The following is a 13,936-nucleotide window of genomic DNA, read 5'->3' on the forward strand; positions in this document are numbered from 1 at the left end:
AACGACGAATGGCACCCATGAGCCGCGACGAGGAGGACGGCCAGAGTGAGAGGGCTCGGGAACACCTACATCCCGTGCACGCCACTTACCTCAGTGCCGCGATGGCGCTCCTGACCGTGGTGCTGTTGACGGTTCTCGGCGGTTGCAGCAAGACCAACGGTACGGCCGTCGCCGGGATCGCGGCGGTCGGAACGATCATGACAGCCGCGTTCGGTGTCGCCGCCGCGTACGCCCGCCGGCCATCCGGCTCCCGTTCCACCCGCCGTCGTACCGGCACGTGGAGGCGATGACCGGCAGCATCCAGGCCGGACGGATGGCAGGACGCTCCGCACCCGATACCCGCAATGTTAGGAGGGGTCCCCTGCTATACCGGAGGCGTTAGCAGGGGACCCCTCCTTACACATCAGACCTCAGCGTTCGCTGGCCCGACCTATCGCGGCGGCGACTCCGCTGACCCGGTCGGCGAGCAGGCCGAGCGCGCCCACCGCACGGTCGACCGGATCGTCGCCTCCCCCGCCCAGGGCCTTCGACCGCTGGAAGGCGTCCTTCACCTCGGCCCACCGGGCGGCCTGCTCGGGAGTGAGCCGGCCGCGCAGCTCGGCGAGCTTGAGCAGGTTCGCCTCCGCACCCGCCGCGAGCGTCTGCGCCTCGCCCAGGTAGTGGTCGTCGATCACCGCCTCCAGCTCCTCGTCGGTGAGCACCGGCACGATCCGCTCGGCGAGCTTGTTCATGTTCCGGTACGAACCCTGGAGCTGGAACTGCGGCTCGGTGCGGGCGTCGTCGGACTGGGCCGCCGAGGCGATGTACGCCTGGTTGTTGGCCAGCACCACCTGCTGCACCCGCAGCATCTTGCGCAGCACCGAGACCATCTGTTCCAGCTCCACCGGCTGGTACGGGTGGGAGAGCTGGTCGGCGCGGACCGAGTCGTCCCCGCGCGCCATCCGGACCAGCAGCTCCAGGTCGCCCCGGTCCCGCCCGGAGAGCGGTGCCAGCACCGCGTTGGCGGTGAGCGCGTTCTCGATGTAGCTGAGCGCGAACGCCTCCTCCCGCCCGGAGAGCACGTCACCGAGGTTCCACACGTCGGCCCGGTTGGCGAGCATGTCCGGGATCCGGAACCGCTTTCCCGACTCGGTGTACGGGTTACCGGCCATGCAGACCGCGAACCGCTTGCCGCGCAGGTCGTACGTGCGGGTGCGCCCCTCCCAGACACCCTCCATCCGGCGCTGCCCGTCACAGAGCGAGATGAACTTCTGCAACAGCTCCGGGTTGGTGTGCTGGATGTCGTCCAGGTAGAGCAGCACGTTGTTGCCCAGCTCCAGGGCGAAGGAGATCTTCTCGACCTCCTGCCGGGCGGTGGCGTCGGGCGCCTCGGCCGGGTCCAGCGAGGTGACCTTGGTGCCCAGGGCCGGCCCGTTGACCTTGACGAAGACCAGTCCGAGTCGGCTGGCCACGTACTCCATCAGAGTCGTCTTGCCGTACCCGGGCGGTGAGATCAGCAGCAGCAGGCCGGACTGGTCGACCCGCTTGCCGTCGCCGGTGGCACCGAGCTGCCGGGCCAGGTTGTCGCCGATCAGCGGCAGGTACACCTCGTCGAGCAGCCGGTTGCGGACGAACGCGTTCATCACCTTCGGCCGGTACTCCTCCAGCCGCAGGCGGTCCCGCTCGGCGTCCACCAGGGCGTTGCGTCGCCGCTGGTAGTCCCGGTATGCGGGGACCAGGTCGGTGCGGAACGCCCGGGTCCGGGCCAGCATCTCGTCCAGCCGTACGTCGAGCGTGGAGCCGTCGATTCGCGGGTGCGCGCCGAGCAGCCCGCCGACCGTCTCGGTCATCGTCGCGGTGCTGTCCTGCCGGGCCGGCTCGGCACCGCACAGCTCGACGGCGACCGCCTCCGGCAGGTCGTACCCGGAGAGGTTGCCGTCGTCGGTGGCCAGGAACGCGGTCAGCCACGCCTCCACCAGTTGGTGACGGCCAGCGAGGTCGTCACCGAGGGCCCGCAGGTCGTCGTCGAACTCGCGGGACGAGCGCGACTGCGGGCCGCCGAGTGCCCGGCGGAACCGGTCCAGCAGTGCGCGAGCCCCGCCGCCGGTGACGAACCGCACCGGCGGTGAGGACAACTCCTCGAACAGGTACTCGCCGGCCACCGCCGTCCCACCGGGCGGCACCGGAAGTCCGGCGGACCGCAGGAACGTCTCGGCCGCCTCGGCGAGCTGTGCGCCGAGCCGGTCGGCGGCGTCCTCGCCCTCGGGACGGCCGAACCGCTGCCGGGCGCGGGCCAGCGAGGCGGCCCGGGCGGTCCAGGCGGACCGGGTCGGCTCGTCGGTGCCGTACCGCCAGAACAACTGCGCGGCGGCCCGGTCGGCCGGCGGATAACGAAGCAGCCCGGCACCGGCGTGCAGGCGCAGCAGCACCCGCAGGATCTCGGCGGCGTCGTGGTCGTGCACGCCGCGCTCGTACCCCTCGTCGTAGCGGGTCTCGGCGATCCGCCGCACCAGGTCCCGCAGCCCGTTGGCGTCCACCGCCGCGCTGTGCAGCGCGTCCAGGGTGAGCCCGTCGCGGCCCGCCTCGGCGGCGGCCAGGATCGCGGTGGCCAGGTACTCGGCCCGGTACACCTGCGCCGACTCGGAGACCAGCAGCTGGTCCCAGAACCGCCGGGTCTGCTGGAACTCCTCGTCGCGCACCGGTGCGCGGTAGTCGGTGCCGGTCACCGCCACCACCATGCGGCCCTCGGCCGGCACCACCGCCACGTCCACCGGTTGCGTGTTCACCGCGAAGCGGTGCCGGCCCAGCCGGATCGTCTCACCACCGTCGGCGTACAGGTCGAGGCGGTCGCGTAGACCGCGTCCGGACTCCTGGCGAGCGGCCCGGATCCGGCCGTCCAGCTCCTCGGCCCGCACCGCGTCGCCGAGGGTACGCAGCTCCTCCACCACCGAGCGGAGCTTGCCCACCATCGGGTCGGCCGCGAAGTAGGTGTTGATCTCGTCCAGTGAGTCGAGCGTGCCGGCCCGCCGCTGCACGCTGACCAGGATCCGCTCGGCCGAGGCGACCAGCCGGTCGGCCCGCCGGGACCGCTCGTCCAGCAGGGCCTGCTTGCGTGCCGAGAACGCCTCGTAGATGTCGGTACGTCGGGTCGACAGCTCGGTGAGGAAGTCGTCGAACTCCCCGAACCGGGACTCCAGCTCCTCCACCCGCAGTAGCAGCCGACCGAGTTGCTCGTCGCAGCGTTCGGCGGTGTCCGCCGCCGCCAGCGCCCCGGTGACCGCCTGCCCGAGCAGGGCGAACTCGGCGGCGAAACCGGCCCGGCCCTCGACCGCGGCCAGCTCCTGACGCCGCTTGTCGAGCACCGCCCGGGCCCGGTTGACCGCGCCCAGCACCTCGCCGACCCGGCCCAGGATGCCGGTCCGCACGGTCGCGTCGGCGATGTCCAGCCCACCCACCACGTCGGTGATGGTCTGCAGGCCGTCGGTACGGGCGGCCAGATCGTCGCGGACGGTGCCGGCCTCGGCAACCGTGCCGATCTCGGCAGCCCGCGCGGCGAGTCGCTCCACCTCCTGCTGGTAGCCGGTGAACGCCTCGTCACGGCGGAGGAACTCGACCGCGCGCCGACCGGCGACCGACAGTTCCTCGTCCAGCCGGGCGGCCAGCTCGTCGATTCGGTCGTGGTCGACGTACCGCAGTTCGCGCAGCGACTCCAGGTGTCCGCGCGCCCGACGCAACCCACCGAGCTGAGTGACCCAGTCGTCGGCGGTCAGCGGCGCCTCGCCCCGGGCCCGGCGGGCCAGCGAGGCGATCTGCTCGGCGCTCTCGTCCAGCTCCGCGCGGGCCTGCTCGGTGAGCGTTCGGACCTTCTCGTGCTCCTCCAGCACGGAGCTGGCGGTACGCCGCAGGCCGCTCAGCGGGGTGGCCAGGTCACCCAGCTCGTCCTCGCCGAGCCAGTGGTAGTGGTCGGTGATCCGGGCACAGGCCGCGATCAGCGCCTCGTACACCCCGGCGGTGGCGCTGCCCTGCACCATCCGCGCCGCCGAGAGGCAGTCCGAGATGCCGCGTACCAGGTCGGCGTTGCCGATCCGCTCCAGCGGACCGGTGCCGGCCGGCTGCGCCGCCGCGTACGCGTCGGAGACGTACGGCGTCTGCCAGATCTGCATCGGGTGGACCCGGGTCGGCTCCTCGGAGACGGCCCGGAACACCACGAGCGTGCCGTCGTCGAAGAGGGAGAAGCCGTGGCACGGGATCGGCGCGGCCACCTCCTTGCGGATCGCGTTGTACGGCAGCAGCAGCGAGCGGCCCTCGGCCCGGGCGTGGAAGACGTAGAGCACGTCCTCACCGTTCGGCGACCGCACCGCCCGCTCGAACTCCAGGTCGGCGACCTCGGTGTCGAAGGTCCGGGTGACGCCGGTGGCCAGGTGGTAGCCGCCCGGGAAGATGATGCCGTGGTCCTCGGGCAGCCGCTGGCAGGCCACCCCGATGCCGTCGAGGCGGACCACCTCCCGGCTGAGCGTGTTGAAGACCAGGTGCCGCCACTGCGTCTCCTTGTACGGCAGGATCCGCAGCAGGATCAACGGCCCCACCCGCGCCCACTGCACGTCGGCGTCGGCCAGGCTCTGCAACGGCTCGTCCACCGGCTCGCTGTAGATGCCCTCGCCGTCTTCGGTGTTGTTCTCCACCTTGACGGTCAGCGTGCCGCCCACCGTCTCGACGAAGATCTCGCCGTCGATGTCGATGTGCGGGTGCCGGCCGAGGACGTGGTCCTGCCGGGTCGTCTCGATCCACTCGAAGTCGTGGCTCGGCGGGAAGACGTGGTCCCGCTCCCCCCGGCTGTCCAGGTACTCCGGGATGCCGTCCACGCCGACCTGCCAGCGCAGCACCCGGATGTCCTCGGTACGCGGCCCGGTCTGGAACACCGCCAGCAGCCGGGCGTCGACCCGGCGCAGTTGCAGCAGGCGCGCCTGCCGGTAGTAGCGGTACAGCTCGCTGAAGTCCCGAACGAACTGCGGGTGACGCAGCAGGCCGGGTAGCTCGTCCTGACCGGCCTCGTCGAACCGGAAGGCGACCTCCTCCGATTCACCCTCGCGCTGTTCGCGGGTGAATCGGTGCAGCGAGAAGACGTCGTCGACGGTCGTCTCCGGCTTCAGGCCGATGAAGACGTTGTAGCCGAACAGCATCAACCCGCCGACCGGGACGATGTCCCGGGGCACGCAGTTGTGCTCGGTACGGATCCGCTCGGTGCTCAGCAGCCGCAGCTCGGTGCTGCCGAAGACCTCCAAGCGGCGGGCGTTGAGCGACTCGGCCCGCCGGGCCAGCTCGGCGGCCTGTCCGGCGAGGCGCTTGCGCAGCACCTCGTAGCTGCCGTCGTCCAACCCGGGCCGGGTACCGCCGTCCGACACGACCTCGGCCGGATCGGGTCCGTCGCCGGACCGGCCCGCCGGGGCCGGCCCGGCGGCACCGGGCATACGCCCGGTGGTCGCCGGACCGGCGGTCGGCTCACTCACCGGCGGACTGCCGCGAACCGGTCAGGGCGGCGACCGGGGTGTCCGCCACACCCAGGCGCTGCGCGGCCTTCAGCAGCTCCTGGAGCTTGCCCTTGTCGGCGCCGCCGGAGCGCATCTGCTGCGCCAGGAACGCCGAGAGCGTGAGGTTCTGCACGTCGGCGGTGTTCAGCGAACCGATCATCCGGGTCAGGTCGTCGGTGAAGCTGGCGCTGCCGTCCAGCCACGGCTGGGTGAGGTTCTTCGCCACGTCCGAGTGGGCCACGAAGCTGTCCACGCTCTTGCCGAACGAGATCGAGCTGAGCAGCCGGTCGAAGAAGACGCTGTCCCCACCGACGATGTCGATGTTCGCCTTCTCCAGCCCGGTGGCGACCAGCGTGGCCTGCGCCTCGGCGACCTGCCGCTGGGTGTCCAGCCCGGCGAGCCGGACCTCCTTCTCCAGCTCCAGACGCAGCCGGTACTCCTCGTGCTCGCGGGTCGCGTCGTCCAGCGCGGCCATCGCGGCGGCCTTCTCGGTGAGACCCTCGGCCTCGCCCTTCAGCTTCTCGCGCACCGCCTCGGCGGCGGCCACCGCCTTCTCGCGCTCCACGGCGGCCTCGGCCCGACCGACCTTCTCGATCGCCTCGGCGCTGCGCTCCTGCACCTGCACCTCGGCCAGGCCGGCAGCTGCCGACTCGGCCTGGATGCCCTCGGCCAGTCGGATCTTCGCCCGGGTGTCCAGCTCCGCGGCTTGCTGCCGGGCCTCGGCCAGCACCAGTTCCTCGCGGGCCTTGTGCTTCGCCGCCGCCTCGGCGGCCTCCGCCGCCTTGATGTCCTTGACCAGGCTCTCCTGCGCCTCGGCCTCGGCCTGGATGACCAGCGCCTGGCGGGTCCGCTCGGCCTCCTCGACCACACGCAGCCGCTTGATGTTCTCTTCCTGCTCGGCCACGGTCTTCTCCACCGCGATCCGCTCCCGGACGACCTCGGCGATGGCCCGCTTCTCGGCCTCGACCTCCTTGTCCTTGGCGATCGTGCTCAGCTCGGTCTCGCGGTCCCGGCCGATGACCTCCAGCATGCGGTCCTTCTCGATCCGCTCGGTCTCGATGGCGATGACCCGCTCGCGGTTCTTCTCCGCGACCGCGATCTCCCGAGCCCGGTTCTCGTGCTGGATGCCCAACTGCTCGTCGGTACGGATGTTCGCCGTCTCGGCCCGCAGCCGCTCCTCGGCGCGTACCCGGGTGATCTCGGCCTGCTCGCGGGCCCGCACGGTCTCGATCTCGCGCTGCTGCTTGGCCTCGGCGTCGGCCTGCCGCCGCTCCAGTTCGAGGATCGCCTCCTTGGCGTCCACGTTCTGGCGGGTGATCTCCTTCTCCTCGCTGCGCCGGAACTCGTTCGTCCGGACGTGCTCCTGCGTGGTCAGCTCGGTGATCTTCCGGATGCCCTGCGCGTCGAGGATGTTCTTCGGGTCGAGCTGCGACATCGGCGTCTGCTCGAGGAAGTCGATCGCCGCGTCCTCCAGGCTGTAGCCGTTGAGGTCGGTGCCGATGACCCGGATGATCTGGTCGCGGAACTCGTCACGCTTGGTGTAGAGGTCGACGAAGTCGAGCTGCTTGCCGACCGTCTTCAGCGCCTCGGAGAACTTCGCGTTGAACAGCTCCTGGAGGGTCTCCCGGTCGCTGGCCCGCGCGGTGCCGATCGCCTGCGCCACCTTGATGACGTCCTCGTTCGTCTTGTTCACGCGAACGAAGAAGGTGATCCGGATGTCGGCCCGGATGTTGTCGCGGCAGATCAGACCCTCGTTGCCGGTCCGTTCGATGTCGATCGTCTTGACCGAGATGTCCATGACCTCGGCCTTGTGCAGCACGGGCATCACCACCGCACCGGTGAAGGTCACGTCGACCCGCCGGATCTTGGAGATGATCAGTGCCTTGCCCTGCTCGACCTTGCGGAACAGCCGACTGACCATGAACACCACGCCGAGCGCGACGAGCAGGACGACGGCGAGGAGTACACCGATTCCGGTGGTGATCACTTCCATGGTTGGGCGCGCGGACGGCGGCAGCCGGCGGCGGGGCCGGGGCGGGACGCCGCGCATCCTCCTTTCGAGGGATGTCAGGGGCAGCGTGGCGGACGGGCCGGACGAAGGGGGTTCGCACCGGCCGCCTCGGATGAGGTCGGGGTGATCCGCGCGGAAGCGGACTCACCAGGGGCGATTACTCGGGGGCATGTCTCAGGGGGTCGAAGGTGGGCCCGGCGGGCATCACCCAGAAGAACTCACCCTCGGTGTCGTAGTCGTAGATCAACGCGGAACTGCCGGCCGTCATCTTCTCGTCGCCCGACTGCCGGACCTGCACCACCGCCGACGAGCCGTCCGCCGCCGTCACCTCGGCCTGACCGAAGTCGGCGGTGACCGTACCAGTCCGCACCACGCAGAGGCGGCCGACGAAGGTGTTCCGGCTGGCGTCCGAGTCGGTCGGGAAGAGACGTCCCAACGGCACCGCGATCAGCCGGGTCACCGCGTACGCGCAGAACGCGGCGGCCAGCAGCACGCCGACCGAGACCGCGATCCGGGTGCCGGCGCCGAGCCCGATGCCGTCGAGCAGCGCGGTACCGGCCAGGCTCACGAACCAGGCCACCGCGACGAGCAGGGAGAAGATGATCGCACTGGGTACGCCGCCGAGCCCGAGCCCGGCGAGGAACGTACCGGGTCCGCCGTCGACGTCCAGGTCGTCGCCCAGATCCAGCACCCCGGTCAGCACCAGCAACCAGTAGCCGACGACGACCACGAGCAGGAAGCTGAACAGCACGGTGGGGAAACTGAGTGCCGTGGCCAGAAAGCCGGTCACCTTGTCCTCCTCCCCGCACCCGGCGGCCCGACCAGGCCACCGGCACGATGATCGTGACACGGGATGTCAACCGCACGGTCAGGGCCGATCGGCCGGTCCACCCGGTCTGACCGGCCAAGATCAGCCCAGGTTGGCCTCGACGAGCGCATCCAGCGTCGCCGCACGGACCTGCGGCGTGTCCCCGGTCACGGAGACGAACAGGGTACGCCCGTCGGGAAGCCACGCCGACAGGTACGCCGTCGAGGTCGCCACGTCGTCCGTGGCCAACACCTGCGCCACAGTCGCCACGGTCACCTCGCGGGGCACCCCGGGCAGTCCCAGCGCCGCCTCGAAGTCGAAGACCGCGACCACCCGGATCACCGGGCCGGCACCCTCGTACGCCACCCGGTCGCCGCTCGGCACCGCCTGCGGGCGGGCCATCCGCAGCACCGCCTCGGCGGGATCGGCCGGTCGCAGATAGGCCGGCAGGCCACGCAGTTCGGGCACGGCGGGTGCCGCGACCTGCGGCGCGGGTGCCGGTCGGCCGGCGGTCACCACGGTGAAGACCCCCAGGCCGACCACCGTGCACAAGGCCAGCGCCACGGCGACGGCCTGGAGACGGCGACGACGACGCAGGCGGGCCCGCACCGCCGGCAGCGGATCCGGGCCCGACGGGTACCGGGCGGGCTCGTCCTCCCAGACCTCGCGGAGCGCGTCCCGGACGTCGGTCATCCCGCCACCTTCCGACCGGCTTCGGCCCGGACGCCCGACAGACCCGGGCGAATCGCGTCGAGCGCCCGGTGCCGCAGCGACCGGACGGTCGCCGGTCGTCGCCCGATCGCCTCGGCGATCGCCGCGTCGTCCAGATCGTCGAGGTACGCCATGACGAGCACCGCCCGTTGCGCGGGCGGCAACCCGGCCAGCAGTCGACGCAGCAGGTCTGCGTCCTCGACGCGGTCGCCGGACCAGCCGTCGTCGACGTGGTCGGACCCATGCCCGGTGACGCGGTCGGACCCATGCCCGGTGACGCGGTCGAGACCGACCTCGGTGCTGCTGCCGGACCTACCGGCGGCGACCAGCGGTGACGCTGCCGGCTGCTTCAAGGGCACCTTCGGCGTACTCGGAGTGAGCCGGATGCGGCGGACCAGCGTCCGGAGCCGACCGATGTGCAGTCGGATTATCGTGTTCTTCGCGTACTCGAACGGGTTGCCGTCGGCGAACACGCGATGCCACACCCCGGCCACCCGGACGTAGGCCTCCTGGAGGAGATCCTCCGCCTGGTCCGGGTCGGCGGCGACCGCCCGTGCGTACCGGCGCAACGCCGGAGCGGACCGGCGGACGAACGTCTCGAACTCGTCGGCTTCCATCCCACCTCCCTCGCCACTAAATACGCTGCGGGGAGGTCGTTGCGTTGCGGCCCGTCGACCAGAACCGCCGACCGTTCGGCCACCGACGTCCGGCGCGGCGGCTCGCCCGACGAACCGGATCAGCACCATCAGGGCAGCCGGACAGCCGACCGGTCGGGCCGCCGATCCTGGTCGGACCGCCGAGCCCAGTCGGACCGCCGATCCCGGTCGACGCCGCCGGACTGGGCGAGGCCGCCGGACTGTGGCGAGGCCGCCGAGCCCGATCGACACACCGCCGGGCCGTTCGACGCCACCGGACCGGCCGACGCCACCGGGCCCGGCCGACGCCACCGGTCTGGGCGATGCCGCCAGGGCCGGTCGACACACCGCCGGGGCGGCCGGAGCGGCCGTCGCTGGTTCGGTGGGCTCAGGCGGGGAGCGTGATCCTGCCGTCGATCGCGGACGACGCGATGTCACCACGGTGGTGCGACCCGGCCAGCGTGATACCGCGTACCAGTTCGTAGGCGGCGTCGCGCGCGGCGGCCAGGTCGGGGCCGGTGGCCGTACCGCAGAGGACCCGACCGCCGGCGGAGAGCAGGGCACCGTCGGCGGCCCGGCGGGCGGTGCCGGCGTGGATGACGCCCGGACGGTCCGCGCCCGTGATCACGTCACCGGTACGCGGCGGGGCCGGATAGCCCTCGGCCGCGACCACCACGGTCACCGCCGCGCCGTCGTGCCAGCGCAGCGGCGGGTGCTCGGCCAGCGTGCCGGTGGCGGCGGCGTGCAGCAGGCCGGCCAGTGGCGTCTCCAGCAGGGCGAGCACCACCTGGGTCTCCGGGTCGCCGAAGCGGGCGTTGAACTCGATCACCCGGGGGCCGTCGGCGGTGATCGCCAGCCCGACGTAGAGCAGGCCGGCGAAGGGCTTGCCCCGACGCCGCATCTCGGCCAGCGTGGGGTGCACGACGTCGCGCATCACGTCGTCGACCAGGTCGGACGGCGCCCAGGGCAGCGGCGCGTACGCACCCATGCCGCCGGTGTTCGGACCGCTGTCACCGTCACCGACCCGCTTGAAGTCCTGCGCCGGCAGCAGCGGCACGGCGGCCTCGCCGTCGGTCACCACGAACAGCGAGACCTCCGGGCCGGCCAGGTACTCCTCAACGACCACCCGACCGCACTCGGCGGCGTGCCGCAGCGCGGCCTCGCGGTCCTCGGTCACCACCACGCCCTTGCCGGCGGCGAGTCCGTCGTTCTTCACCACGTACGGCGGTCCGAACTCGTCCAGGGCCGCGGCCGTGCCCGCCGCGTCGGTGCAGGTGTGGGCGCGGGCCGTGGGCACCCCGGCGGCCGTCATCACGTCCTTGGCGAACGTCTTGGAGCCTTCCAACTGCGCCGCCTCGGCCGACGGACCGAACACCGCGATGCCCTTGGCCCGCAGCGCGTCGGCGACTCCGGCGACCAGCGGCGCCTCCGGCCCGATCACGACCAGGTCGGCAGCCACCTCGACCGCCAGCCCCGCCACGGATTCGGGATCGGTCGCCACGACCTCCCGCAGCTCGGCCACGCCTGCGATCCCGGGATTCCCCGGTGCCGCGATCACCTGCTCGACGGTCGGATCCTCGGTGAGCCGCAGCGCAAGCGCGTGCTCCCGTCCACCACTACCCAGCAACAGAACACGCACAGCCGGCATCCTACCCACCGCCCCCGCCATCCCTGTTGATCAAGAAGTTCGCGTCTCAATTTCGGCGTCTCGACGCTCAAACTTCTTGATCAACAGGGCGTGGGCGCCGCGTGAGGCTGGGGCGGGGGGTGGGTGGGCGGGGGGGGTGGGGGGGTGGGGGGGTGGGGGTGGGGTTAGTGGGGGGTGCGGAGGGCTTGTTTGACGGTTTGTGGGATGTAGTCGGGTTGGAGGGTGTCGGACCAGGTGAAACGGAGGATGCGCCAGCCGGCGTTGACCAGACGGTTCTGTCGCATCCGGTCCGCGTAGACCGCCTGCGGTCCGTCGTGCGGCCCTCTGCCGTCGGCCTCGGCGATCAGGCGAGCCCGGCGCCAGCCCAGGTCACCGACCCCCAGCAGCCAGCCGTCCTCGTCACGCACCTCCACCTGGAGCACGTCCGGCGGGACACCGCCGTCGACGCACCGCAGCCGGGCACGCGTCTCCAGCGGCGACTGGGCCCGGCCGTCCGCCTCGGCGAGGTGCCGCCGGGCGGCGACCGCACCGCGCCGTCCGGCGATCAGAGCGGGGATCGACGCCAGGTCCGCCTCGGTGAGCAGCCGCCGGTTGAGCGCCGAGTCCAGGACGCAGACGGCGGGGTACCGGTCCGCGCGCAGGATGACGTCGGCGACGGTACGCACCGCGGTGGCGACCGGCACACCGGCCAGCACGTCGACATCGTCCGGACCCAACGTCAACTGGTGTACGACGAGTTCCGGATCGGTACGTCGCTGCGGGCGCGGGCACTGCACCGGCACCGAGACGTGGATCTCGGACGCGGCACGCAGCCCGGCGATCCCGTGCAACTCGGCGGCGGTCCCCAGTACGGCCACCGCCCCCGGCCCCAGGCTGTCCACGGCCGCCCGGATCCGGGCCCGTCGGAGCGCCAACGGGTCAGGTTCGGTGGACGGCGCGAAGCGCCCTCGGGCCAGCCTGACCCAACGCCCCGACCGGACCAGGTGACGGATCTGCCCCCGGGTGAACCCCGCCGACAGCGCCTGTTCCACCGTCACCACACCGCTTCGCGCCCCGAATCCCGTCTCCCCCATCCCCCCACCCCACCGCCCACACCCCCCACTTCTCCACCCCTGTGGATAACCCGCCGCCCCCTGTGGACAACCTCCGCCACCAGCGGGGTTGATCAAGGGATTTGGGTCACCCGGGCCCCCTCACCGCGACCAAAACTTCTTGATCAACGCGGAGGGGGGTGGGTGGGGCGGAGAGGGGGGGTGGGTGGGGCGGAGAGGGGGGGTGGGTGGGGAGGGAGGCGGTTAGGGGAGGAGGGGGTGGCGGGTTACGTTTTCCTCGCGGCCGGGGCCTACGCCTACGACGCTGACGCGGGTGTTGCAGAGCTGCTCAATGCGGGCGATGTAGCGCCGGGCGTTCTCGGGGAGGTCGTCCTCGGTCCGCGCCTTGGTGATGTCCTCCCACCAGCCGTCGTGTTCTTCGTAGATCGGCGTGGCGTGGTGGAAGTCGGTCTGGGTCATCGGCATGTCGTCGACGCGCTTGCCGTTGATCTCGTAGCCGACGCAGATCGGCACGGTCGCCAGTCCGGTGAGCACGTCCAGCTTCGTGACGACCAGGTCGGTGACGCCGTTGAGGCGGCAGGCGTACCGGGCCACCACCGCGTCGAACCAGCCGCAGCGGCGCTCCCGGCCGGTGGTGGTGCCGTACTCGTGGCCGACCTTGCGCAGGTGCGCGCCGTTGTCGTCGAACAGCTCGGTCGGGAACGGACCCGAACCGACCCGGGTGGTGTACGCCTTGCTCACCGCGATCACCTTCGTGATCGCGGTCGGCGGGATGCCGGCGCCCACGCACGCGCCACCGGCCGTCGGGTTCGACGAGGTGACGAAGGGGTACGTGCCGTGGTCCATGTCGAGCATGGTGGCCTGGGCGCCTTCGAGCAGTACGGTGTCGCCACGGTCCAGGGCGTCCCAGAGCATCGACCGGGTCTCCGCGATGTACGGCCGCAGCCGCTCCGCGTACTCCAGGTACTCCTCGATGGTGGCGTCGACGTCCCCCGCCTTGCGGTTGTAGACCTTGAACAGCACCTGGTTCTTCTCGCGCAGCGCGAGTTCCAGCTTCTTGCGGAAGATGCCTGGGTCGAGCAGGTCCTGCACCCGGATGCCCATCCGGGCGACCTTGTCGCCGTACGCGGGGCCGATGCCCCGGCCGGTGGTGCCGATGCGGGAGCTGCCGAGGTAGCGCTCGACCACCCGGTCCAGCGCCCGGTGGTGCGGCATGATCAGGTGCGCGTCACCGGAGATGCGCAGCCGTGAGACGTCCACGCCGCGCTCGGCGAGCCCGTCGATCTCGGACAGCAGCACCTTCGGGTCGACGACCACGCCGTTGCCGATGACGATGACGGCGTTCGGGGAGAGTGCGCCCGAGGGCATGAGGTGCAGCGCGTACTTCTGGCCGTCAGGGGTGATCACGGTGTGCCCGGCGTTGTTTCCGCCGGAGTAGCGCACGACGTAGTCGACCCGCTCACCCAGTTGGTCGGTAACCTTGCCCTTGCCCTCGTCACCCCACTGAGCGCCGATGAGCACGATCGCTGGCATCTCTTCGCCTCCAGAAGGCTCGGGTGCCAGA

Annotated in this window: 9 protein-coding genes; 1 reads left to right on the forward strand and 8 read right to left on the reverse strand. The window is 71.5% G+C overall.

Going from position 1 to position 13,936, the window contains the following annotated elements; translation table 11 throughout:
- Window positions 1-8: 8 nt before the first annotated feature.
- Window positions 9-290: a hypothetical protein gene (locus ACZ31C_RS03495; RefSeq protein ID WP_465794006.1), complete on the forward strand. Its 282-nt coding sequence runs from the start codon at window positions 9-11 to the stop codon at window positions 288-290.
- A 120-nt stretch (window positions 291-410) separates the two neighbouring features.
- Here the strand turns inward: ACZ31C_RS03495 and ACZ31C_RS03500 are convergent, their stop codons facing one another.
- From ACZ31C_RS03500 to ACZ31C_RS03535, 8 genes are all read right to left on the reverse strand, one after another.
- The gene (locus tag ACZ31C_RS03500; protein WP_465794007.1) at window positions 411-5,486 is read right to left on the reverse strand and encodes a DNA repair ATPase; all 5,076 of its coding nucleotides are present in this window, start codon (window positions 5,484-5,486) and stop codon (window positions 411-413) included.
- A complete protein-coding gene (locus ACZ31C_RS03505) occupies window positions 5,479-7,500 on the reverse strand; it encodes a flotillin family protein (RefSeq protein ID WP_465794008.1) in 2,022 nt (673 codons plus the stop codon). Before ACZ31C_RS03505 ends, ACZ31C_RS03500 begins: the two co-directional genes overlap by 8 nt.
- Window positions 7,501-7,675: 175 nt before the next feature.
- The gene (locus tag ACZ31C_RS03510) at window positions 7,676-8,308 is read right to left on the reverse strand and encodes a hypothetical protein (protein ID WP_465794009.1); all 633 of its coding nucleotides are present in this window, start codon (window positions 8,306-8,308) and stop codon (window positions 7,676-7,678) included.
- A gap of 120 nt (window positions 8,309-8,428) precedes the next feature.
- The gene (locus ACZ31C_RS03515; protein WP_465794010.1) at window positions 8,429-9,019 is read right to left on the reverse strand and encodes a hypothetical protein; all 591 of its coding nucleotides are present in this window, start codon (window positions 9,017-9,019) and stop codon (window positions 8,429-8,431) included.
- Entirely contained in the window at window positions 9,016-9,654 is a 639-nt protein-coding gene (locus ACZ31C_RS03520) for an RNA polymerase sigma factor (RefSeq protein WP_465794011.1), read from the reverse strand. Before ACZ31C_RS03520 ends, ACZ31C_RS03515 begins: the two co-directional genes overlap by 4 nt.
- A gap of 406 nt (window positions 9,655-10,060) precedes the next feature.
- Window positions 10,061-11,311: a phosphoribosylamine--glycine ligase gene (purD, locus tag ACZ31C_RS03525; RefSeq protein ID WP_465794012.1), complete on the reverse strand. Its 1,251-nt coding sequence runs from the start codon at window positions 11,309-11,311 to the stop codon at window positions 10,061-10,063.
- Between the two features lie 173 nt (window positions 11,312-11,484).
- Window positions 11,485-12,393: a type IV toxin-antitoxin system AbiEi family antitoxin domain-containing protein gene (locus ACZ31C_RS03530; protein ID WP_465794013.1), complete on the reverse strand. Its 909-nt coding sequence runs from the start codon at window positions 12,391-12,393 to the stop codon at window positions 11,485-11,487.
- A gap of 222 nt (window positions 12,394-12,615) precedes the next feature.
- The gene (locus ACZ31C_RS03535; protein WP_396744136.1) at window positions 12,616-13,905 is read right to left on the reverse strand and encodes an adenylosuccinate synthase; all 1,290 of its coding nucleotides are present in this window, start codon (window positions 13,903-13,905) and stop codon (window positions 12,616-12,618) included.
- Window positions 13,906-13,936 lie beyond the last annotated feature (31 nt).

The sequence above is a fragment of the Micromonospora sp. NPDC023869 genome (assembly GCF_055559695.1).

Excerpts from the sequence above, each read along its gene's own strand:
- ACZ31C_RS03495 (WP_465794006.1), top strand. The coding sequence starts at position 9 with ATGGCACCCATGAGCCGCGACGAGGAGGACGGCCAGAGTGAGAGGGCT.
- ACZ31C_RS03535 (WP_396744136.1), bottom strand. The coding sequence starts at position 13,905 with ATGCCAGCGATCGTGCTCATCGGCGCTCAGTGGGGTGACGAGGGCAAG.
- ACZ31C_RS03530 (WP_465794013.1), bottom strand. The coding sequence starts at position 12,393 with ATGGGGGAGACGGGATTCGGGGCGCGAAGCGGTGTGGTGACGGTGGAA.
- ACZ31C_RS03515 (WP_465794010.1), bottom strand. The coding sequence starts at position 9,019 with ATGACCGACGTCCGGGACGCGCTCCGCGAGGTCTGGGAGGACGAGCCC.
- ACZ31C_RS03505 (WP_465794008.1), bottom strand. The coding sequence starts at position 7,500 with ATGGAAGTGATCACCACCGGAATCGGTGTACTCCTCGCCGTCGTCCTG.
- ACZ31C_RS03520 (WP_465794011.1), bottom strand. The coding sequence starts at position 9,654 with ATGGAAGCCGACGAGTTCGAGACGTTCGTCCGCCGGTCCGCTCCGGCG.